Consider the following 19,086-nt stretch of genomic DNA (forward strand, 5'->3'; position numbering starts at 1 on the left):
CGTGACGTTCAGCCTGCGCGAGTTGGCAGTACCCATCCTCGGTGCTCCAATGGCAGGCGGTCCGAGCACGCCGGCCCTGGCGGCGGCGGTGTCCAATGCCGGTGGTCTCGGTTTCCTCCCGGCCGGCTATGTGAGCGCCGAGCAGTTCGCCGACGCGATCGCCGCGACGAGGTCGCAGACCACCGCGCCGATCGGTGTGAATCTCTTTGTGCCGCAAACCTCGGTGGCGACCGAGGCCGGGCTGGACCGCTACCGGGAGCTGCTCGTGCCGCTGGCGCAGCATTATGGCGCCGAACCCGGCGCCACCCGCCCCGATGATGACGGCTGGCAGGCCAAACTCGACGTCGTGGCCGATACCGCTCCGGAGGTGGCGTCGTTCACCTTCGGGTGTCCGGCGCCGGAAGTCCTTGCCGCACTTGCAGACCGAGGAGTGCTGACCGGGGTCACCGTGACCTCGCTGGACGAAGCGAGCGTCGCGGTGGCCGCCGGGGCCGGTGCCTTGGTGGTGCAGGGCCCCGAGGCCGGCGGGCACCGCGGCACCTTCGACCCGGCCAGAATGCCGGGGGACCGACCGCTGGATTCGCTGCTGGCCGAGGTCGTCGCGGCCCACGACGTCCCGGTGATCGCCGCGGGCGCGATCGCCACCGCCGCCGACGTGCGACGGGTACTCGGGCTAGGCGCGCAGGCCGCACAGGTCGGCACCGCGTTCCTGCTGAGCCAAGAGGCCGGCACCAATCCTGTTCACCGGCACGCACTGTCGGATCCCCAGTTCACCCACACGGTGGTCACGTGCGCATTCTCCGGGCGCTACGCCCGCGGTCTGGCCAACGACTTCACCGACCGCTTCGATCCGATCGCTCCGCTGGGCTACCCGGAGGTCAACCAGATGACCGGTGCCCTGCGCCGGGCGGCGGTGGCCGCCGGTGACCCGCATGGCACCAATCTGTGGGCGGGCACGGCGTGGCGGGCGGCCAGGCCAGGCAGCGCCGCCGAGATCGTGGCGGCCCTGACCTGTGGGCTGTGATGACGGTCTCGCGCCGTCGGCTCGTGCTGGCCGCAGCCGCCGTGGCGGCCACCGCGGCCTGCGGGAAGACCAGCTACACCCCGCCGCAGCATAGCGACCCCGCCGAACCCCTGCCGCCACTGGACGAGCGAATGGGCATGCTGGAGAAGCGTCACAACGCCATCGTCGGGATCTATGGCGTCAATCTCGATGCGGGCGTCACGGTGGCGCACCGCGACAGCGACCCGTTCGCCATGTGCTCGACGTTCAAGGCCTATCTGGCGGCCCGGGTGCTGCAGAAGGCCCAACGCGGCGAGCTACGGATGACCGACACCGTACTGGTGGATCCCGCTGCGGTGCAGCCTAACTCGCCGATAACCGGTCCGAGAGTGGGTAGTGCCATGCCGTTGGCTGAGCTGTGCCGGGCCGCGCTGCAGCGCAGTGACAACACCGCCGCCAACCTGCTGCTGACCGTGATCGGCGGTCCACAGGCGATCACCGCCTTCGCCCGCTCGATCGGCGATGAGCGCACCCGGTTGGACCGTTGGGAGACCGAACTGAACTCCGCCATCCCGGGCGATCCCCGTGACACCAGCACACCGCGCGCACTCGGCGGCGGCTTCCGGGCGATCCTCACCGGGGACGTGCTCGACGAAGCGCATCGCCACCAGTTGGAGGACTGGATGCGCGGCAACCAGACGTCCAGCATGCGGGCCGGCCTGCAGCCGGGCTGGGCCACCGCCGACAAGACCGGCTCCGGCGACTACGCCAGCACCAACGACGTCGGGATTGCGTTCGGGCCCAACGGGGAACGCATCCTGTTGGCGATTATGACCCGCACGCAGTCCGACGACGCGAACGCGCCCGCGTTGCGTGACCTCGTCGCCGAGGTGACCACCCTGGCGTTGCCGACATTGCTCGGGCAGGGTTAGACACCACAAGATGCGACCGACCGACGCGTGCCCCTGCGGTTCCGGCGAACCGTTCGGCCGGTGTTGCCTGCCGCTGCACCAGGGCCAGGCTCAGGCGCAGACCGCCGAACAGCTGATGCGGGCCCGGTACAGCGCCTTCGCGGTCGGCGACCCCGACTACCTGTGGCGGACGTGGCATCCGCGCACCCGGCCCGCCGCGGTGACACCGGAGCGCCGGCTGACCTGGACCGGCCTGCAGATCCTCGACACCGTTGAAGGCCGGGCTGGGGTCCAGACCGGTGAGGTCGAATTCCAGGCGCACTACCGGGATGGGCGGCGAAGCGGGACGCTGCACGAGCGGTCCCGATTCGTCATGCGAGCGGGTCGGTGGTTCTACGTCGACGGGGACCTCTTCGACTGACCGCGGTCGCGATGAGTTTCCGTCCGCCTCGGAGTCAGACTCGGGGACGACAGCTGAAAGGATTCATCGTGAGTGAGTATGCCGCCCCGATCGGGGCGCCTATCTGGTTCGATTTGATGAGCAGCGACCCCGCGCGCGCCGCGGAGTTCTATCACGAGATCTTCGGCTGGGAGGTGGAGGCGCCGCCGCAGGCGGAGTTCGGTGGCTATCAGAACTTCACCCGCAACGGGAGGCGGGTCGCCGGGCTGGTGCCGCAGATGCCTGGGGCCGGTGCGGCCAACATCTGGTCGGTGTATCTGCACACCAGCGATGGCGAGGCCACCGTCGCGGCGGCGCAGGCTGCGGGCGCGACGGTGATGGTGCCGCCGATGCCGGTCGGGGATCTGGGCTCGATGATGGTCGTCGTCGACCCCGCCGGGGCCGTCATCGGATTCTGGCAGCCGGGGACGCACGCCGGGTTCACCGAGTGGGGTGAGCACGGGACGCCGTACTGGTTCGAATGCCAGAGCAAGGACTACGACGCATCACTGGCGTTCTACCGGGCCGTGCTCGGCGCCCGCATCGACGAGATCGGAACCGGCGGCGCCGCGGATGCCGTTGGGCCGGAGCGGTATGGGCAGGTCTTCGCCGGGGAGAGCGCGTATTCGGGAATCATGGATGCGGCCAAGCTCTTTCCCGCTGAGGTGCCGTCGTTCTGGCAGGTGTACGTCACTGTCGACGACGTCGCCGCGACGGTGAAGCAGAGCGAGGTTCTCGGTGCCGAGGTCCTGATGCCCGGCGAGGAGACCCCGTACGGCACTTTGGCGGCGATCAGGGATCCGCTGGGTGCGCTGATCTGTCTCGGTCATCCGCCGGCCGGTATGTGAGGCCCAAACACCAACGAACCGGGACGCTCGAAGAGCTGTCCCGGTCCGCTGTGTGGGGGTGAGCCGTTGGCTCACATGGGGTCTCAGGCCAGCAGGCCGGCCGGATCGGTGTAGGGCAGGTCGAGGTCGTGGGCGACCTCGGCCGAGAGCAGGTCGCCCTGGTGGGTCGACAGCCCCCTGGCCAGCGCCGCGTCGGCCTTGCACGCGCTCTGCCAGCCCTTGTCGGCGAGCTTGAGCACGTAGGGCATGGTCGCGTTGGTCAGCGCGTAGGTCGAGGTCCGCGGGACCGCGCCGGGCATGTTCGCGACGCAGTAGAACACGGCGTCGTGGACCTTGAAGGTCGGGTTGTCATGAGTGGTGGGCTTGGAGTCTTCGAAGCAGCCACCCTGGTCGATCGCGATGTCCACCAGAACGGCGCCCGGCTTCATCTGTGCCACAGTCTCATTGGTGACCAGCTTGGGGGCCTTGGCGCCGGGCACCAGCACGGCGCCGATGACCAGGTCGGCCTGCTTGACGGCATCCTCGAGGTCCAGCCGCGAGGAGTAGCGGGTCTCGATGGCGCCGCCGTACTCGGCGTCGATCTTGCGCAGGGTGTTGACGTTGAGGTCGAACACGGTGACGTGAGCGCCCATGCCCCAGGCGACGGCGGCGGCGTTGTCGCCGGCCATGCCGCCGCCGATCACCACGACCTTGGCCGGGGCGACGCCGGGCACGCCGCCCATGAGCACGCCGCGACCGCCCTGGGTGCGCATCAGGTGGTAGGCACCGACCTGAGCGGACAACCGTCCGGCAACCTCGCTCATCGGAGCGAGCAGCGGGAGTGCGCCGTCGGCAGTCTGTACGGTCTCGTAGGCAATCGAGGTGGTGCCCGACGCCAGGAGGGCGTCGGTGCAGGGACGCGACGCGGCCAGGTGCAGGTAGGTGAACAGGGTCTGGCCCTTGCGCATGCGGCTGTATTCCGCCTCGATGGGCTCCTTGACCTTCAGCAGCAGGTCAGCTTCGGCCCACACCTGGTCGGCGCTGCTTACCAGCTGCGCTCCGGCGGCCTTGTAGTCATCGTCGTGGATGGCCGATCCCTCGCCCGCGCCGGCCTGGACGAGCACCTCATGCCCGCGGCGGACCAGTTCGGACACACCGGCCGGGGTGATAGCGACGCGGTACTCGTTGTTCTTGATCTCGGTCGGAATGCCGACACGCATGATCGCTCCTTGTTGTGGGATTGGCTTACCAAGAATTGTGAAGAACCATCGGCAGTAAGGCAATCGTGACGACAAAGATTCACTAAGATCGCACTATGTCCGAAGGATCTGCGAAAACGGCAACTCGTTCCGGGGTCGCGTCGAAGGATGTTCGGAGCGCCGAGCTCGACGACGTCGACCGGCGGATCCTGGCGGCGCTGCACGCCGACGCGCGGATATCGAACAGTGCGCTGGCCGATGCCGTCGGGATCGCTCCGTCGACCTGTCATGGGCGGGTGCGCCGGTTGCAGGACATCGGGGTGATTCGCGGTTTCTACACCGATATCGACCCGGCCGCGATCGGCCTGTCGCTGCAGGCGATGATCTCGGTGAGCCTGCAGTCCAACGCGCGCGGCAAGATTCGCAACTTCATCCAGCACATCCGAAGCAGGCCCCAGGTGATGGACGTGTACTTCCTGGCCGGTGCCGACGACTTCATCATTCACGTCGCGGCCCGCGACACCGACGACCTTCGTTCGTTCGTCGTGGAGAACCTCAACGCCGACGCCGACGTGGCCGGTACCCAGACGTCGCTGATCTTCGAGCACCTGCGCGGGGCTGCGCCGCTGTAGGGAGTGCCGCGTGGTCCGCACGCTAGGCGGCCTCCCCGCCCGGGGGCGGGGCTTCCCCGTTGTCGAGGAGGCGTTCGGGGTGGTGGTAGGTGTTGGTGCCGCCTCGGATCATGGGCAGTTGTGGTGGGGGGATCCATTCGGTGGTGCCGTCAGGGAGTTGGCGGGTGGTCCACCCGCCGGTTTCGACGAGTTGGTTGTCGGGTCCGCAGGCCAGGGTGAGGTCGTCGATGTCGGTGGCGCCGCCGTGTTTCCAGTCCTTGGCGGCGTGGTGGACGTCGCTGTGGTAGCCGGGGGCGTCGCAGCCGGGCCGGGTGCAGCCGCGGTATTTGGCGTGCAGGATGATGCGTTGATCGGCCGACGCGATGCGTCGGGTGCGGCCTAACCACAGGGCGCGGCCGGTGACCCCGTCGAACAGGGCCAGGTAGTGGTAGGCGTGGGTGGCTTGGCGGATGACGTCGCTGATGGGGACCCGCACTCCGCTGGCGGTGACGGCTTGGCCACTCTGGGCTTGGATGTCCTGCAGGGTGGCGGTGACGATGATGGTGACGGGCAGCCCGTTGTGCTGACCGAGTTTGGGGTCCCCGAGTTGTCGGCGCAGCAGCGCTTTGAGGGCGTCGTGTTGGCGTTGGCCGTGACTGCGCGCGTCTCGGTGTGCGGTGTCCTGGGTTGGCGTGGTGGTCGGTGTCTCGTCGGCGGGGTTGCACATCCCGGGTGCGGCGAATTTGGCCATCCAGGCATCCACCGCCGCCCGTAGCTCGGGGTCGGCGACCAGCTTGCCCACACTCATTCCGTCGGGGCGTTGCCCGCCGCACCAGACGAACCCGCGTTGGCGGGCCCGGTCCTGCTCGGAGAACACCCCGTCCGGGTTCAGCATCAGGGCGAGCTGGGAGGCGACCTTCTCGAGCTGATCCGGTCGCAGGTTGACCGCATGCTCAGCCAGGGAGCGTTCGGCCTTCTCTCTTTCGGCAGCGGGGACGTGGTCGGGAAGGTCGCGGAAGAACTTTTGGATGACGGCCAGATGCTCGCCATCCAAGTGTCCGGCGTGCACGGCTTTCGACGTCTCGGGTAACAACGGTGGCAGCGGCTGGCCGGTCAGCGTGGACCGCGGGGCGAGTTGTTCGGCGTCGCGCAGGCGCCGCTTGGCCTCCCGTTTGCTGATCCGCAGCACATCGGCCAGGGTGGCGGGCAGCGGCGGGCAGCCTTCGAACCGCTCCAGCCGGGATACCACCGAGCAGGCCACCGCCGCCTGCCGGCGCTGCGCGGTCTCCAACCGCTCCAATACGACGAACCGCTCCGGGGCGTCCAACGCCTCGAGATCGACCCCGGCGAGCTGCTCGACGACATCGTCAAGCAGCTCCAACACCGCACCGATCGAACTCATGTTCGAAATGCTACGCCGGACCTACGACAAGAAATTCGCCGTGAAGTCCCTATCGGGCGGACCGAGCCCTAGGGCGCTGGTCGCCGGAACGGACCGCTTGTCTGGCCTGACCGGCCGCCGTTGTCGGCTTCGTTTCGGGCGGCCGATGGGACGCTGCCACAGCGCGAGTCGCCGCAGCGGTACGAGCCGCCGCTGCCGTCGGCGTCGGATCCGGGATATCGACCGGCCGGTGGTAGCCCTTCTCGACGATCGGGCGCAACGCATTGTCGAGTGTGGGAGCCAGCGGACCCGCCCAGGCGACCAGGGGCAGGGTCTTGGTGGGCACCCACACGCAGGTGACGTTGCCCGGTTGACCCGCCACGTCGGGGGTGTAGCGAACGTTGGCCGGGTCAGCCAGATCGACCTGCCAGTAGTTGCTGTGGATCGTCAGCATCCCGGCGACCGCGTTGGCGACCGCGAGCAGGTTGGTGGGGTCGTCGGGCCAGTCGGCCCACCCGTCGTATTGCCGGATGACCTCGGTGCCCTGGTAGGCAGTGGTCGGCGGAAGCCAGGGCGCGCCGGCCGACTCGGTTTTCGGTCGCCTGCCGCCGTAGGGGTTCTCCGGGTTGCCGATCGACACCCACGAGACCCTTGCCGGATCGGGGGCAGTCTCCGGGTTGGCGGCCCACCGGCGCAGGTCAGCGTAGATGACCTGGCCGCCCTCGCTGTGCCCGAACAGCACGACGGGTTCGTCCTCGGGCAGGGCCTCGATGGCCTTCTCGACGTTGGTGGCGCCCTGCGAGGTGAAGGCACTGCCGGGGAAGGCGAAGTAGTCGACGGGCTGGCAGTGGTTGGGCGCCTTGCACAGGTCACCGCGCAGCTGCGTCGGCGTGAAATGCAGGATGTGTTGCATGCCGACGAATCCGCCTTCGAGGGTGAGGACCGTCGCGGCGTGGCTCGCCGGCGCAGTCACGATCACCGCTGCGGTGCCGATCATTGCTAGCCCGGCTCGTCTGAACATCGCCAACCCCCTGCGGGCAGCGTAACGCCCGGGCGTGCGGATTAGGCTGCGTTCATGCGAGTCGGGGTCCTGGGAGCCAGAGGCAAGGTCGGAACGACGATGTGCGACGCGGTACGCGACGCCGAGGGCTTGTCGTTGAGCGCCGAAGTCGACGCCGGCGACGACCTGAGCCTGCTGACCGACAGCGGCACCGAGGTGGTTATCGACTTCACCCACCCCGACGTCGTCATGGACAACCTGAAGTTCCTCATCGACAACGGAATTCACGCCGTCGTCGGCACCACCGGTTTCACCGACGAGCGCCTCGACCAGGTGCGGTCCTGGCTGGCCGCCAAGCCCGGCTCTGGTGTGCTGATCGCCCCGAACTTCGCCATCGGCGCCGTGCTGTCCATGCACTTCGCCCAGAAGGCTGCCCCCTATTTCGAATCGGTGGAGGTCATCGAACTGCACCACCCGCAGAAGGCCGACGCGCCGTCGGGCACCGCGACCCGCACCGCCAAGCTCATCGCACAGGCACGAAAAGGTTTGCCGCCCAACCCCGATGCCACCAGCACCGGCCTGCCGGGTGCGCGTGGCGCCGATGTCGACGGTGTCCCGGTGCACTCGGTGCGGCTGACCGGGCTCGTCGCCCACCAGGAGGTGCTGTTCGGCACGCTGGGGGAGACGCTGACCATCCGCCACGACAGCCTCGACCGCACCTCGTTCGTGCCGGGTGTGCTGCTGGCGGTCCGCGAGATCGCCACCCGGCCCGGGCTGACCATCGGAATCGAACCCCTTTTGGACCTGTGAACCGCGCGCTGCGCACCCAGCTGCTGATCGGGCTGATGTGCCTGGCGCTGCTGGTGTATTTCGTGCTGCTGGGCCGCACCGGAATCACCCTGCTCACCACCGGGACGCCGACCGCGATCGCGCTGGGAATCGGCGTGCTGATCCTGCCGGTCGTCGGGGCGTGGGCGATGGTCGCAACGCTGCGCGCGGGGTTCGCTCATCAGCGGCTGGCCCGGCTGGCGACCGAGGGCGGCATGGAGCTCGACGTCAGCGACCTGCCGCGCACCCCGGGCGGGCGCATCCAGCGTGATGCCGCCGACGCCCTGTTCGACACGGTGCGGGCCGAGCTGGAGGCCGACCCGGACAACTGGCAGCGCTGGTATCGGCTGGCGCGGGCCTACGACTACGCCGGCGATCGCGGCCGGGCCCGGGAGGCGATGCGCAAAGCCGTTGCGATGCAGGCGGGCAAGACCTGACGGGGAATGGCCTGCTGACAGCCGCGGTTTGTTCCGGGCATGACCTCCATCCCTGAATCTCATCAAGACCTCGCCCAGGCGCCGCTGGTAGCCTCGCTATCCACCGTCGGTGCCGACGGGACGCCCCAGGTCACCGCTATCTGGTTCGTGGTCGACGGCGACACCGTGAAAACGTCGTTCGTGACGGCACGGCAGAAGTACAAGAACGTCGTCGCCCATCCGCAGGCGACATTGTTCATCATCGATCCGCAGAACCCGTTCCGGACACTCGAGATCCGCGGGACGGTCGAAGTCGGCGAAGACCCCGGCCTCGAGCTGTTCGAGGAGGTCGTCCGACATTATGGTCAGGACCCGGAGACCTTTCCGGCGCCTCGCGAGGGCCGGGTGGCCGTCACGTTGCGGCCAACGCGGGTCGTGGCGCAGGGCTGACATGTGAGTGGAGGGTGATGTCTCGTCTGCTGATCGTCCACCACACTCCCTCACCGCACTGCCAGGAGATGTTCGAGGCCGTTCTGGCCGGCGCCACCGATCCCGACATCGAGGGTGTCGAGGTCGTGCGCCGCCCGGCGCTCACCGTCGCACCGGCCGACATGCTGGCCGCCGACGGTTTTCTGCTGGGCACCCCGGCGAACCTGGGCTACATGAGCGGTGCGCTCAAACACGCCTTCGACGTCTGCTACTACCCGTGCCTGGACACCACCCGGGGGCGTCCGTTCGGGCTCTATGTCCATGGCAACGAGGGCCCCGAGGGAGCGCTGCGCGGGGTCGACGCCATCACCACGGGGCTGGGCTGGGTCAAGGCCGCCGAGTCCGTCGTGGTGTCGAGCAAGCCCAGCAAGACCGACCTGCAGGCGTGCTGGGAGCTGGGGGCGACGGTGGCCGCCAGCCTGATGTCCTAGAGCGCCACCCGCGGCGAGACCGGCGCACTACCCTCTGGAGGGACGAAGAGGAGGTGCCATGCCCGGAATCGCTGACATCGCGCTAGGGGCTGCCCCGATCGCCGGCGGTGCGCTTCTGGGCATCGCCGCGGGCAATCTGAGGGGACCCGACTTCCGCGGGATGATCAAGGACGACATCGAACTGCTCGACAAGATCCCAGAGGAGGACGCCGAGCTGCGCGCGGCACTGCGCACCAGCATCAACGCGCGCATCGTCGACCTCATCGCCACCACCGAGAAGAGCCGCGAATTGCGAGAGATCGCGGCCTCCTACAAGGGCAACTGGCGCGACATCGTCGTGTTCATCTGTGCGGTGCTATTCACCATCGTGTGGTGGAACGTGCCGCACAGCCGCAGCAACTGGCTGGTGATGTTCGTGTTCCTGATCATCTTGTCGGTGATCGTCGCGGCGTACGCCTCCCGCGGCGTCATCCGCGCCCTGACCAGCATCCGCCGCGGCCGCCACCGCGAGCAGGCCTAAGCGGGCAGGTGCGCCCCGAAGAAGTCGGTCATAGCCTCCCAGTGCCGCGCCGCGGCGGCCTGGTCGTAGGGGCCGTTGTCCGGCACCGCGAAGCCGTGCGCGGCTGAATACCACTCGATGGTGTGCTCCACCCCGGCGTCAGTCAGCGCCGTGTCCAGGGTTTCGGCCTGCTCGGGGGTGAACGACGGATCGTCTTGGGCGCCGCCCACATAGACCGCCGCGCGGATGCGTTCGGCCAGCAGATGCGGACTGTCCGGGCCCTCGGTCGCCAGCCCGCCGCCGTGGAACGACATCGCCGCCGCGACCCGCTCGGGCACCCGCCCGGCGACCGTCAGCGACGTCCGCCCGCCCATGCAGTAGCCCGTGGTGCCGAATGTCTGGCCGCTGACCTCGGGCCGGGCGGCCAGATAGTCGAAGAACGCCCGCGCGTCGGTCTCCATGGCCTCGGGGGTGACGCTGCCCAGCATGCTGAACAGCCGCGCCCGCTCGGCCGGATCGGAGAACACCGTCTCCATGGAGAATGGCGCCCAGTCGCCGTGCCGGTAGTACACATCGGGCACCAGCACCACGTAGCCCTGGCCGGCCAGCTGCGCCGCCATGTCGACAAACGTGGGCCGGATCCCGCCGGCGTCGGGGTACATGATCACCGCGGGCCACCTACCTTGCCCGTCCGGGATCGCCAGGGTGACGGGGCAGGTTCCGTCGGCAGTGGTGACGGTGTCAGAGATGGTCGGCATGGCATCGTTTGTACCCCCTGTTGCCGGACGTAAGCTGATCGGCGTGCCGATCGCGACGCCATACGAGGATCTACTTCGCCTAGTGCTCGGGCAGGGCACACCGAAAGCGGATCGCACCGGCACCGGAACACGCAGCCTGTTCGGCCATCAGCTGCGCTACGACCTGTCGGCCGGCTTCCCGCTGATCACCACCAAGAAGGTGCACCTTAAGTCGGTGATCTACGAACTGCTGTGGTTCCTGCGCGGGGACTCCAACGTCGAATGGCTGCACCAGCACGGCGTCACGATCTGGGACGAGTGGGCTTCTCCCACAGGGGATCTCGGTCCGGTCTACGGTGTGCAGTGGCGGTCGTGGCCGACCCCGTCGGGCGAACACATCGACCAGATCAGCAATGCGCTGCAGCTGCTGCGTACCGACCCAGACAGCCGCCGCAACATCGTCTCGGCCTGGAACGTGGGCGAGATCCCGCAGATGGCGCTGGCGCCGTGTCACGCGCTGTTCCAGTTCTACGTTGCCGACGGCAAGCTGAGTTGCCAGCTCTACCAGCGCAGTGCCGACCTGTTCCTGGGGGTGCCGTTCAACATCGCCAGCTACGCGCTGCTGACCCACATGATGGCCGCCCAGGCCGGCCTGGAGGTGGGGGAGTTCGTCTGGACCGGCGGTGACTGCCACATCTACGACAACCACGTCGAGCAGGTCGCCGAGCAGCTCAGCCGCGATCCGCGACCCTATCCGGAACTTGTTCTCGCCCAGCGTGATTCGATCTTCGACTACACCTATGACGACATCGAGATCCGCAACTACGATCCACACCCGGCCATTAAGGCCCCGGTCGCCGTATGAGCCCGAGCGGACTCGGACTGATCTGGGCGCAGTCGACCTCGGGGGTCATCGGCCGCGACGGTGGCATCCCGTGGCACCTGCCCGAGGACCTCGCCCGCTTCAAGGACCTCACCATGGGCCACACCGTGGTGATGGGCCGGCGCACCTGGGAGTCACTTCCGGCGAAGGTTCGCCCGCTGCCGGGACGCAGAAATGTCGTACTCACCCGGCAAACTGACTACATGGCACACGGAGCGACGGTGGTGGGCGACCTGGAGTCCGCCATCACCGATGAGGACACCTGGGTGATCGGCGGGGCGGAGATCTATCACCTCGCTCTGCCGCTGGCCACCCGGTGCGAGGTGACCGAGGTCGGCCTCGACCTTCGGCTCGAAGACGGCGACGCGCTGGCCCCGATGCTCGACGAATCCTGGGCCGGCACCTCCGGCCCGTGGCAGGACAGTCGCTCCGGGCTGCGCTACCGGTTCCACAGCTACCTGCGGGCATGACCCGGCTGTCGGCCGATCAGGCCCGCCGGATCGCAGTGGCCGCGCAGGGGTTCGCCGAGCCCGCGCCCCGCGGACCCGTCACCCGCGCCCATCTGCGCCGGTTGATCGGGCGCCTTCAGGTGCTGCAGCTCGACTCGGTGTCGGTGGCGGTGCGGGCCCACTACGCGCCGGTGTTCAGCCGGCTGGGCGCCTATGACCGCGGTGTGCTCGACGGTGCCGCCTGGAGCCACAGCGCCCGCTCGCCGCGTCTGCTCGTGGAGTACTGGGCGCACGAGGCGGCGCTGATGGCCGTCGAGGACTGGCCGCTGATGCGGTGGCGGATGCGCGAGTACACGCATGGCCGCTGGGGCATCGAGATCGTCAAGAAGAACCCGCGGCTGGCCGACGACATCCTCGCCGCCGTCGGCGAACTCGGGCCCAGCACCGCCGGGCAGATCGAGGCGCACCTCAACAGCGAGCAACGCGGACGCAAGGGCCCGTGGTGGGACCGCAGCGACACCAAATGGGTGGCCGAGGCGCTGTTCGCCTCCGGGGTGCTGACGACGGCCACCCGGGTCGGGTTCGCCCGCCACTACGACCTGGCCGAGCGGGTGCTGCCCGCGCAGGTGCTGGCCCGCGAGGTCGACGACGCCGAGGCCCTGCGCGAGCTCACGCTGCGCGCGGCCACCGCGCTGGGGGTGGGAACCGAGGCCGATATCCGCGACTATTTCCGACTGAGCCCGAAGCAGAGCAAGCCCGCGGTGGCCGCGTTGGTCGCTGAGGGTGAACTCGAGGAGGTCGAGGTGGCCGGCTGGTCGGCGCCGGCCTACCTGCGGGCCGGGTTGGCGGTGCCACGGCGCGAGCGCGGGACGGCCCTGCTGTGTCCGTTCGATCCGTTGATCTTCTTCCGGCCGCGGGTCGAGCGGTTGTTCGGATTCCATTACCGCATCGAGATTTACACCCCGGAACCCAAGCGCCAGTTCGGCTACTACGTGTGGCCGTTTCTGCTCGACGGGCGCCTGGTCGGCCGGGTCGACCTCAAGGCCGACCGCAGCAACGACGTGCTGCACGTCGTGGGGGCGTTCGCCGAGCCGGGTCAGGACCAGCCGCACGTGGCACAGGCCCTGGCGGGGGAGCTGGCGACGATGGCGAGCTGGCTCGGTTTGGGCGGTGTGCGCGTGGGTGAACGCGGGGATCTGATGGGGCGACTGCGACAAGCGTTTTGAGTCGTCAGTCGGCTCAGTGTGCTGGCAGCACGCACTCGGCATTCTGGTCGGTGCTCAGACACAGGGAGCACACGTGCGAGTTGTGGGTATCGCACGCCGCCATGTCCGGGCGCTCGTAGTCGATGTCGCATACGTGGCAACGGATCTGCACGTCGGACGGGTTGCCATGCTCGTCGAACATCGGCAGGTCGATCCCATCGTGCCCGCGGCGCAGGTAGTACCGGCCCTTTGTTGCTAGCGCAATGACCGGTGGCAGCACCAGGCCCAAGGAGATCGCCACCAACGACGAGTATGGCCGCAGCGTCTCGCCGAGCCCGCCGAAGAACGCCACGATGGATACTCCGGCGGCGATGAGCATCGAGCCGAATCCCACGGGATTGATGGCGTACAGCATGCCGCGGCGGAATTCCGGTTGCTTGGGCGAAATGCCCAGCAGGTATTTGTTGATCGCGATGTCGGATGCGACCACCACCACCCAGGCCATACCGCAATTGGCGTAGAAGCCGAGGATGGTGTTGAGGAAGTCGAACATGTTGGCTTCCATCAGGATCAGTGCGATCAACAGGTTCACGCCGAGAAACACCAATCGGCCCGGATAGCGCTTGGTGATCCGGGTGAACGAGTTGGTCCACGCCAGCGAACCGGAATAGGCGTTGGTGACGTTGATCTTGATCTGGCTGATCACGACGAGGACCACGGCCAGGCTCATCGCCAGCCACCCCGGCATGAAGTTCTGGTAGATCTCTAGGAATTGATGCACCGGCTGGTTGGCGATCGCGGTGCCGTCGGCGATATTGCTGATCAGGTAGACGGCCAGGAACAGGCCGATGATCTGCTTGATCGCGCCGAAGATCACCCAGCCGGGACCGGCAAGGACCATCCAGGTCCACCAACTGCGGGCGTTCTGCGGAGTGCGTGGTGGCATGAAGCGCAGGTAGTCAATCTGTTCGGCGATCTGCGCGATGAGGGCCAAACAGACGCCGGCGGCCAGCAGCATCGAGCCGAAATCGGTTGCACCGCGGCCTTGCTCACCCTGATAGGCCAGGAACTGGCCAACCGATTCAGGATGGCTGATCACCAGGTAGGCAAAGGGGAACACCATGAGGAACAGCCACAGCGGCGTCGTCCAGACCTGCAGTGTGGAAAGCACTTTCATCCCGTAGATGACCAGCGGGAAGATGATCAGCGTCGAGGTTGCGTAGCCGATCGGCAATGGGATGCCCAGGCCCAGGTGGAGGCCCTGTGCCATGATCGAGCCTTCCAGGGCGAAGAAGATGAACGTGAACGTGGCGAAGATAACGTTGGTGACCACCGAGCCGTAGTAGCCGAAACCGGCGCCACGGGTGATCAAATCGAGATCGATGTTGTAGCGGGCCGCGTAGTACGCCAGTGGAAATCCGGTGGCGAAGATGACCAGGGCGAAGATGGCGATGCCCCATAACGCATTGGTGGTGCCGTAGGCCATGCCGATGTTGGCGCCAATCGCGAAGTCGGCGAGATAGGCGATGCCGCCGAGCGCGGAGATGCCGACCACCCGTGTCGACCACTTTCGGTAACTGCGGGGTGCGAACCGCAGGGTGTAATCCTCGAGCGTCTCCTTGGTTTCGGCGACGGCGTCCAGATTTCGCTCGGCTGCGGCGGTCTCGATGCGTTCTGCTTCTTGCGTCATGGCGCGAACCCCGTTGGATGTCGATGCCGGAAGCCCAACGGCGTTGTGAGACCCGAACACGGCGACTCTAAGCGGGCGGGATTAACGTGTCGTGACACCGGTGTTTCGTGACGCTGCCTTTGGCGTCCGCCATGGGGCTGTTGCTACTCCGGCGCGCGGGGATCCGGCACCGGCGCTGGCGTGCGCCGATCCGGGCACTCAATCCAGATTCCCGGCGGCCGAACTCAAGTGCCGCAGCGCCTGTTCGGCGAGTTTGGCCATGGGCCGGCGGTTCTCCGGCTGCAGCCAGTGCTGGAACGCGTCGTCGAGGGCCAATGCGCCGATGTGAGCGGCCAGGCTCGCCGTGGGCTGCTTCACCCCGCGCTCGACCAGCGCGTCGGCCATGGCGGCGGTGAGCGCGGCCGCCTTGAGCAGATCGCGCTCCCGGAGGTCGGGGTTGTTCATGATGACCGTCTGGCGTTTGGCCAGAAAGTCTCGGCGGTCCTCGGCGAAGCCGGCGGCGAACGCGGCCAGCGCCGCGCCGACCGCCTCCAGCGGGGTGGCACCGGCGGGGGCGTCGGCGATGGCGTCGGCGAACAGGTGACGGTAGGCATCCTGACCGCCGAACAGCACCTCGCGTTTGTCGGAGAAGTGGCGAAAGAACGTGCGCTTCGTCAATCCTGCCCGCTCGGCGATCTCGGCGACCGTGACGTCCTCGTATCCGCGGCTGAGGAACAACTCCACGGCGGCCCCGCCCAGCCGTTCCGCGGCATTGGGTTCCCACCGACTCATCCCCGAAGTATAGGAGGTGCACCCGCACCGATGACACCGAGTGCCGTCATGGTGTAGCGTTCATGGCACTTGGTGTCATCGCATCGGTGGCACCGGCCCGCAATCGCCACCGCACCTGCAGACGGGAATCGGAATGAAGAATCTTCGTGCCAGATACGGCCAGTACGCGATCGTCACCGGGGCGTCCTCGGGGATCGGAGAGCAGTTCGCCCGCCAGCTCAGCGCGGCCGGGATCAACGTCGTGCTGGTGGCACGGCGCAAGGACCGGCTCGACGCCTTGGCCGCGGAGCTGTCCCGCGTGGACGGGACCACCAACACCGCACTCGTGCTGGACCTGCTCTCCGACGGCGCGGTGGACGAATTACACCGTCAGGTCGGTGATCTCGATGTCGGAATCGTCGTGGCGAACGCCGGAATCTCGGTGGCCGGGCCGCTGGTGACCAACTCGCTGGCCGACGAACTCGACGTCCTCACCCTCGACGGGGCCGTTCCGCTGCAGTTGGCCCACCGCTTCGGGCGCGATTTCGTCAGACGTCGCCGCGGCGCCATCATCCTGGTGGCCTCCAGTCTGGAAGCCAGCGCCGCGCCGTACGTGGCCAACTACGCCGCGGTCAAGGGCTACGTCTCGTCGCTGGGCCGGGCCTTGCACTACGAACTGAAGAAGGACGGTGTCGACGTGCTCGTCGTGTCGCCGGGAATGACGAAAACCGAAGCCCTGGACCGACCCATCGGCATCGACTTCCGCAAGGTCGGCGGGCCCATGATGGAACCCGCGCAGGTGGTGGGCGCGGCGCTGGACGCCCTGGGCACGAAAGCCCGCGTGATCCCCGGCGCAGTCAACCGGGCTAGCGACGTGCTGATCAAGTATGTGGTGCCACGATCGCTGGCGGCCAGGATGTTCGGCTGGACCTTCGGGCGCGCCCTGACCGACGCCGTCCCGAGCGGCTCATGAGCACGGCCGGTGCCGCGGCGGCGGCGCTGCGGCGCATCCAGTACCACCAGTACGGCGGACCGGAGGTGATGCGGCTGGAAGCCTTCGAGCCCAGAGCCCTTGGCGCCGAGGATGTTCGCGTGCGAGTGCGGGCCGCAGCCGCCAACCCGATGGACTTCGGAATCCGCAACGGTGCCATGAAAGCGGTGACCGGGCGCAGCTTCCCGCGCGGCATGGGCTACGACTTCGCCGGCATCGTCGAGGCAGTCGGCGACGGGGTGACACGGCTGCGGGTCGGTGATGCCGTCCTCGGTGGCGCCCCGATCACCTGGTCGGGGGCCTTCGCCGACGTGGTCGTGGCCGAGGCGAAAGGTGTCGTCGGCAAGCCCGCCGGCCTGTCCTTCGAGGCGGCCGCGGCGGTCCCGACCGTCGGGCTGACCGCATACCAAGCGCTGTTCAGGAAGGGGAAGCTACGGCCGGGCGAGGCCGTGTTCGTGCACGGATGCCTTGGCGGAGTGGGGCGCTGCGCGGTTCAGCTCGCCGTCGCAAACGGCGCGACGGTGGGGGGCAGCTGCCGTGCGAGTGCACGTCAGGAGGCGCGCGAGCTCGGCGTCGAGCCGATCGTCGACTTTGACTTCGACGTCGACCCGGCCGCACTGCGCGGAAGATTCGACATCGTCCTCGACACTGCCGGCACCCTGACCATCAGGACCGCGCGCGCACTGCTCGGGCCGGGCGGCCGGATCGTGAGCATCCATCCCACGCCCGCTAACCTGGCCCGAAGCGCGCTGCCCGGCCCGTTCCGGGTTCTGATGACCCGGGCAGTGACGGAGGACCTTGAACAGGTCGCGCGAGCCGCCGGCGCCGGGACGCTACGGATCCCCATCGCCCGAACGGTTGCGCTCGCGGACGCGATACCGGCCCTGACCGACCTGGAACGCAACGGGGCGGCCACGCGCGGCAAGCTCATCGTCATTCCGGGAGAAGCCCGGCCTCCCGGCCTTTGACGCCACGCACCCGGTTGACGATGAACACCACCACGCCGATACCGAGCCACACCAGGCCGCCGATCTTGGCCAGTGCGTCGGCATTGAACAACACGTAGGCGATGATCACGAAGCCCAGCGCCGGAACCACCAGATGCAGCAGGTAGTTCTTCGACTTCTTGCGCACCAGGTAGTACCACACCACCGAGGCGTGCAGCAGGCAGAAACTGAACAGGGCACCGAAGTTGACCAGCGAGGAGATCAGCCCGATCTGGCCGACGAAGAACAGCACCAGCACCACGCTGAGCGCGCTGACCGTGAGGATCGCGGCCATCGGCACCTGACGCGAGCTGATCTTCGACAGGTAGCTCGGCAGTTGCCGGTCGCGGCTCATCGAATACAGCAGCCGGCTGGTGGCGGCTTGGGCGGCCATCGCATTGGCGAACCCGACGGCCAGCACATTGACCGCGAAGAACGCGTTCATCCAGCCCGTGCTCGACGCGGCCTGCACCAGATCGAAGAAGGCGTTGCCCACCTCGTCGTCGCTGAAGGACTCGCGGCCACCGGCCAGCAGGCTGGCCAGCCAGGTCTGCAGCACGAACAGGAACGCCACGATGAACAGCGACCCGACCATGGCCTTGCCGGCCGGGTTCTTCTTGCCGGTGGATTCCTCTGCGAGCGTGGAGATTCCGTCGAATCCGAGGAAGCTGAGCACCGCGATCGAGAGCGCCGAGGCGATCAGCGGCGCACTGACAGTCTCGGGATTCCAGATCGGCGTCGTGCTCCAGCCGACGTTGGGCAGCGAGCCGCCGCTGATCGCCCGGATCGCGATGTAGACGAAGATCACCACGAACACCAGCTCGATGGCCAGGAAGGCGCGGTTGGCCATCTTCAGCGAGTCCACACCCAGCAGGTTGATGACGGTGTTGACCACCACGAACACGATCGCCCACAGCCAGCGCGGCGTGCCGGGGAACAGGCCGATCATCGACTCTGCGGCGAACACGTACAGCAGGGTCGGCACCAGCAGGTAGTCCAGCAGGATGGCCCAGCCGGCGAAGAAGCCGACGTTGGGATGAATGCCACGGCCGACGTAGGAGAACACCGAGCCGGCCAGCGGAAACGACTTGGCCATCTGGGCATACGCCAGCGCGGTGAACACCATGGCCACCAGGCCGATGAGGTAGACCAGCGGGACCATGCCCGCCGCGCTGTTGTAGACGGTGCCGAAGATGGCCCACGGCGCGATCGGCACCATGAAGACCAGCCCGTAGACGAGCAGGTCGACGGTGGCTACCGAGCGGTGCAGTTCCTGCTTGTAGCCGAACGATTCCAGCGTGCGCTGGGTGGCCGGCTCGGTGGGGCGTGCGGAAACGTCCATGGACATCCTGTCGGTCGAA

General features: G+C 67.8%; 22 protein-coding genes. 15 read left to right on the forward strand and 7 right to left on the reverse strand.

What is annotated here, in order from left to right; all coding sequences use genetic code 11:
• Position 1 precedes the first annotated feature (1 nt).
• The 4 genes from ADBZ9K_RS17275 to ADBZ9K_RS17290 all read left to right on the forward strand — a co-directional run bounded on the left by ADBZ9K_RS17275 (position 2) and on the right by ADBZ9K_RS17290 (position 3,201).
• Positions 2–1,024: a nitronate monooxygenase gene (locus tag ADBZ9K_RS17275; RefSeq protein WP_526622473.1), complete on the forward strand. Its 1,023-nt coding sequence runs from the start codon at positions 2–4 to the stop codon at positions 1,022–1,024.
• Positions 1,021–1,935, forward strand: coding sequence for a class A beta-lactamase (bla, locus tag ADBZ9K_RS17280; RefSeq protein WP_526622475.1), 915 nt, complete (start codon positions 1,021–1,023; stop codon positions 1,933–1,935). Before ADBZ9K_RS17275 ends, bla begins: the two co-directional genes overlap by 4 nt.
• A gap of 10 nt (positions 1,936–1,945) precedes the next feature.
• Positions 1,946–2,335: a YchJ family metal-binding protein gene (locus tag ADBZ9K_RS17285; protein ID WP_526622477.1), complete on the forward strand. Its 390-nt coding sequence runs from the start codon at positions 1,946–1,948 to the stop codon at positions 2,333–2,335.
• Between the two features lie 68 nt (positions 2,336–2,403).
• A complete protein-coding gene (locus tag ADBZ9K_RS17290; protein ID WP_526622479.1) occupies positions 2,404–3,201 on the forward strand; it encodes a VOC family protein in 798 nt (265 codons plus the stop codon).
• Positions 3,202–3,284: 83 nt separating this feature from the next.
• Here ADBZ9K_RS17290 and ald read toward each other — a convergent pair whose 3' ends face one another.
• Positions 3,285–4,400 (reverse strand): alanine dehydrogenase, encoded by a 1,116-nt coding sequence (ald, locus tag ADBZ9K_RS17295; protein WP_526622481.1) that lies wholly within the window; start codon positions 4,398–4,400, stop codon positions 3,285–3,287.
• A gap of 95 nt (positions 4,401–4,495) precedes the next feature.
• Here ald and aldR point away from each other — a divergent pair, with 95 nt between their 5' ends.
• Complete coding sequence (gene aldR / locus ADBZ9K_RS17300) at positions 4,496–5,011, forward strand: HTH-type transcriptional regulator AldR (protein WP_526622483.1); 516 nt, start codon at positions 4,496–4,498, stop codon at positions 5,009–5,011.
• 22 nt (positions 5,012–5,033) lie between these two features.
• Here aldR and ADBZ9K_RS17305 read toward each other — a convergent pair whose 3' ends face one another.
• Complete coding sequence (locus ADBZ9K_RS17305) at positions 5,034–6,392, reverse strand: HNH endonuclease signature motif containing protein (RefSeq protein ID WP_526622485.1); 1,359 nt, start codon at positions 6,390–6,392, stop codon at positions 5,034–5,036.
• 49 nt (positions 6,393–6,441) lie between these two features.
• On the reverse strand, positions 6,442–7,368 hold the full coding sequence (locus ADBZ9K_RS17310) for a PE-PPE domain-containing protein (protein WP_526622487.1): 927 nt from the start codon (positions 7,366–7,368) through the stop codon (positions 6,442–6,444).
• 78 nt (positions 7,369–7,446) lie between these two features.
• Between ADBZ9K_RS17310 and dapB the strand changes: the two genes are divergently transcribed.
• From dapB to ADBZ9K_RS17335, 5 genes are read left to right on the forward strand one after another with little or no spacing between them, the layout of a single operon-like run.
• A complete protein-coding gene (gene dapB, locus ADBZ9K_RS17315) occupies positions 7,447–8,181 on the forward strand; it encodes a 4-hydroxy-tetrahydrodipicolinate reductase (protein WP_526622489.1) in 735 nt (244 codons plus the stop codon).
• A 35-nt stretch (positions 8,182–8,216) separates the two neighbouring features.
• Positions 8,217–8,636: a hypothetical protein gene (locus ADBZ9K_RS17320; RefSeq protein ID WP_526622751.1), complete on the forward strand. Its 420-nt coding sequence runs from the start codon at positions 8,217–8,219 to the stop codon at positions 8,634–8,636.
• A 39-nt stretch (positions 8,637–8,675) separates the two neighbouring features.
• On the forward strand, positions 8,676–9,065 hold the full coding sequence (locus tag ADBZ9K_RS17325; RefSeq protein WP_526622491.1) for a PPOX class F420-dependent oxidoreductase: 390 nt from the start codon (positions 8,676–8,678) through the stop codon (positions 9,063–9,065).
• 17 nt (positions 9,066–9,082) lie between these two features.
• Positions 9,083–9,535 carry a flavodoxin family protein gene (locus ADBZ9K_RS17330; protein ID WP_526622493.1) on the forward strand — a complete coding sequence of 151 codons (453 nt, stop codon included), beginning with the start codon at positions 9,083–9,085 and terminating at the stop codon, positions 9,533–9,535.
• Positions 9,536–9,593: 58 nt separating this feature from the next.
• Entirely contained in the window at positions 9,594–10,055 is a 462-nt protein-coding gene (locus tag ADBZ9K_RS17335; RefSeq protein WP_526622495.1) for a hypothetical protein, read from the forward strand.
• Here ADBZ9K_RS17335 and ADBZ9K_RS17340 read toward each other — a convergent pair.
• Positions 10,052–10,792: a dienelactone hydrolase family protein gene (locus ADBZ9K_RS17340; RefSeq protein ID WP_526622496.1), complete on the reverse strand. Its 741-nt coding sequence runs from the start codon at positions 10,790–10,792 to the stop codon at positions 10,052–10,054. The genes ADBZ9K_RS17335 and ADBZ9K_RS17340 overlap by 4 nt on opposite strands.
• A 43-nt stretch (positions 10,793–10,835) precedes the next feature.
• Between ADBZ9K_RS17340 and ADBZ9K_RS17345 the strand changes: the two genes are divergently transcribed.
• The 3 genes from ADBZ9K_RS17345 to ADBZ9K_RS17355 are packed head-to-tail and all read left to right on the forward strand — an operon-like array spanning position 10,836 to position 13,329.
• Positions 10,836–11,636, forward strand: a complete 801-nt coding sequence (locus ADBZ9K_RS17345; RefSeq protein WP_526622498.1) for a thymidylate synthase — start codon at positions 10,836–10,838, stop codon at positions 11,634–11,636.
• The gene (locus ADBZ9K_RS17350; RefSeq protein WP_526622500.1) at positions 11,633–12,124 is read left to right on the forward strand and encodes a dihydrofolate reductase; all 492 of its coding nucleotides are present in this window, start codon (positions 11,633–11,635) and stop codon (positions 12,122–12,124) included. The genes ADBZ9K_RS17345 and ADBZ9K_RS17350 overlap by 4 nt, the downstream gene beginning before the upstream one ends.
• On the forward strand, positions 12,121–13,329 hold the full coding sequence (locus tag ADBZ9K_RS17355; protein WP_526622501.1) for a winged helix-turn-helix domain-containing protein: 1,209 nt from the start codon (positions 12,121–12,123) through the stop codon (positions 13,327–13,329). The genes ADBZ9K_RS17350 and ADBZ9K_RS17355 overlap by 4 nt, the downstream gene beginning before the upstream one ends.
• 13 nt (positions 13,330–13,342) lie before the next feature.
• Here the strand turns inward: ADBZ9K_RS17355 and ADBZ9K_RS17360 are convergent, their stop codons facing one another.
• On the reverse strand, positions 13,343–14,998 hold the full coding sequence (locus ADBZ9K_RS17360; RefSeq protein ID WP_526622503.1) for a purine-cytosine permease family protein: 1,656 nt from the start codon (positions 14,996–14,998) through the stop codon (positions 13,343–13,345).
• Positions 14,999–15,196: 198 nt separating this feature from the next.
• A complete protein-coding gene (locus ADBZ9K_RS17365; RefSeq protein WP_526622505.1) occupies positions 15,197–15,769 on the reverse strand; it encodes a TetR/AcrR family transcriptional regulator in 573 nt (190 codons plus the stop codon).
• 133 nt (positions 15,770–15,902) lie between these two features.
• On the opposite strand from ADBZ9K_RS17365, the gene ADBZ9K_RS17370 reads away from it, so the two are divergent.
• Positions 15,903–16,721 (forward strand): SDR family NAD(P)-dependent oxidoreductase, encoded by an 819-nt coding sequence (locus tag ADBZ9K_RS17370; protein WP_526622507.1) that lies wholly within the window; start codon positions 15,903–15,905, stop codon positions 16,719–16,721.
• Positions 16,718–17,707, forward strand: coding sequence for an NADP-dependent oxidoreductase (locus tag ADBZ9K_RS17375; protein ID WP_526622508.1), 990 nt, complete (start codon positions 16,718–16,720; stop codon positions 17,705–17,707). Before ADBZ9K_RS17370 ends, ADBZ9K_RS17375 begins: the two co-directional genes overlap by 4 nt.
• On the opposite strand, the gene ADBZ9K_RS17380 is transcribed toward ADBZ9K_RS17375, so the two are convergent.
• A complete protein-coding gene (locus tag ADBZ9K_RS17380; RefSeq protein ID WP_526622510.1) occupies positions 17,673–19,067 on the reverse strand; it encodes an amino acid permease in 1,395 nt (464 codons plus the stop codon). The two genes, ADBZ9K_RS17375 and ADBZ9K_RS17380, sit on opposite strands and share 35 nt — an antisense overlap.
• Positions 19,068–19,086: the final 19 nt, after the last annotated feature.

Source organism: Mycobacterium sp., from assembly GCF_965229265.1.
In the GTDB taxonomy this organism is placed as follows: Bacteria; Actinomycetota; Actinomycetes; order Mycobacteriales; family Mycobacteriaceae; genus Mycobacterium.

Bases quoted from the DNA above. Each gene is read 5' to 3' on its own strand.
- ADBZ9K_RS17285 (WP_526622477.1), top strand. From the start codon at position 1,946: ATGCGACCGACCGACGCGTGCCCCTGCGGTTCCGGCGAACCGTTCGGC.
- ald (WP_526622481.1), bottom strand. From the start codon at position 4,400: ATGCGTGTCGGCATTCCGACCGAGATCAAGAACAACGAGTACCGCGTC.
- aldR (WP_526622483.1), top strand. From the start codon at position 4,496: ATGTCCGAAGGATCTGCGAAAACGGCAACTCGTTCCGGGGTCGCGTCG.
- ADBZ9K_RS17305 (WP_526622485.1), bottom strand. From the start codon at position 6,392: ATGAGTTCGATCGGTGCGGTGTTGGAGCTGCTTGACGATGTCGTCGAG.
- ADBZ9K_RS17310 (WP_526622487.1), bottom strand. From the start codon at position 7,368: ATGATCGGCACCGCAGCGGTGATCGTGACTGCGCCGGCGAGCCACGCC.
- dapB (WP_526622489.1), top strand. From the start codon at position 7,447: ATGCGAGTCGGGGTCCTGGGAGCCAGAGGCAAGGTCGGAACGACGATG.
- ADBZ9K_RS17320 (WP_526622751.1), top strand. From the start codon at position 8,217: ATGTGCCTGGCGCTGCTGGTGTATTTCGTGCTGCTGGGCCGCACCGGA.
- ADBZ9K_RS17325 (WP_526622491.1), top strand. From the start codon at position 8,676: ATGACCTCCATCCCTGAATCTCATCAAGACCTCGCCCAGGCGCCGCTG.
- ADBZ9K_RS17330 (WP_526622493.1), top strand. From the start codon at position 9,083: ATGTCTCGTCTGCTGATCGTCCACCACACTCCCTCACCGCACTGCCAG.
- ADBZ9K_RS17335 (WP_526622495.1), top strand. From the start codon at position 9,594: ATGCCCGGAATCGCTGACATCGCGCTAGGGGCTGCCCCGATCGCCGGC.
- ADBZ9K_RS17340 (WP_526622496.1), bottom strand. From the start codon at position 10,792: ATGCCGACCATCTCTGACACCGTCACCACTGCCGACGGAACCTGCCCC.
- ADBZ9K_RS17350 (WP_526622500.1), top strand. From the start codon at position 11,633: ATGAGCCCGAGCGGACTCGGACTGATCTGGGCGCAGTCGACCTCGGGG.
- ADBZ9K_RS17355 (WP_526622501.1), top strand. From the start codon at position 12,121: ATGACCCGGCTGTCGGCCGATCAGGCCCGCCGGATCGCAGTGGCCGCG.
- ADBZ9K_RS17360 (WP_526622503.1), bottom strand. From the start codon at position 14,998: ATGACGCAAGAAGCAGAACGCATCGAGACCGCCGCAGCCGAGCGAAAT.
- ADBZ9K_RS17365 (WP_526622505.1), bottom strand. From the start codon at position 15,769: ATGAGTCGGTGGGAACCCAATGCCGCGGAACGGCTGGGCGGGGCCGCC.
- ADBZ9K_RS17370 (WP_526622507.1), top strand. From the start codon at position 15,903: ATGAAGAATCTTCGTGCCAGATACGGCCAGTACGCGATCGTCACCGGG.
- ADBZ9K_RS17375 (WP_526622508.1), top strand. From the start codon at position 16,718: ATGAGCACGGCCGGTGCCGCGGCGGCGGCGCTGCGGCGCATCCAGTAC.
- ADBZ9K_RS17380 (WP_526622510.1), bottom strand. From the start codon at position 19,067: ATGGACGTTTCCGCACGCCCCACCGAGCCGGCCACCCAGCGCACGCTG.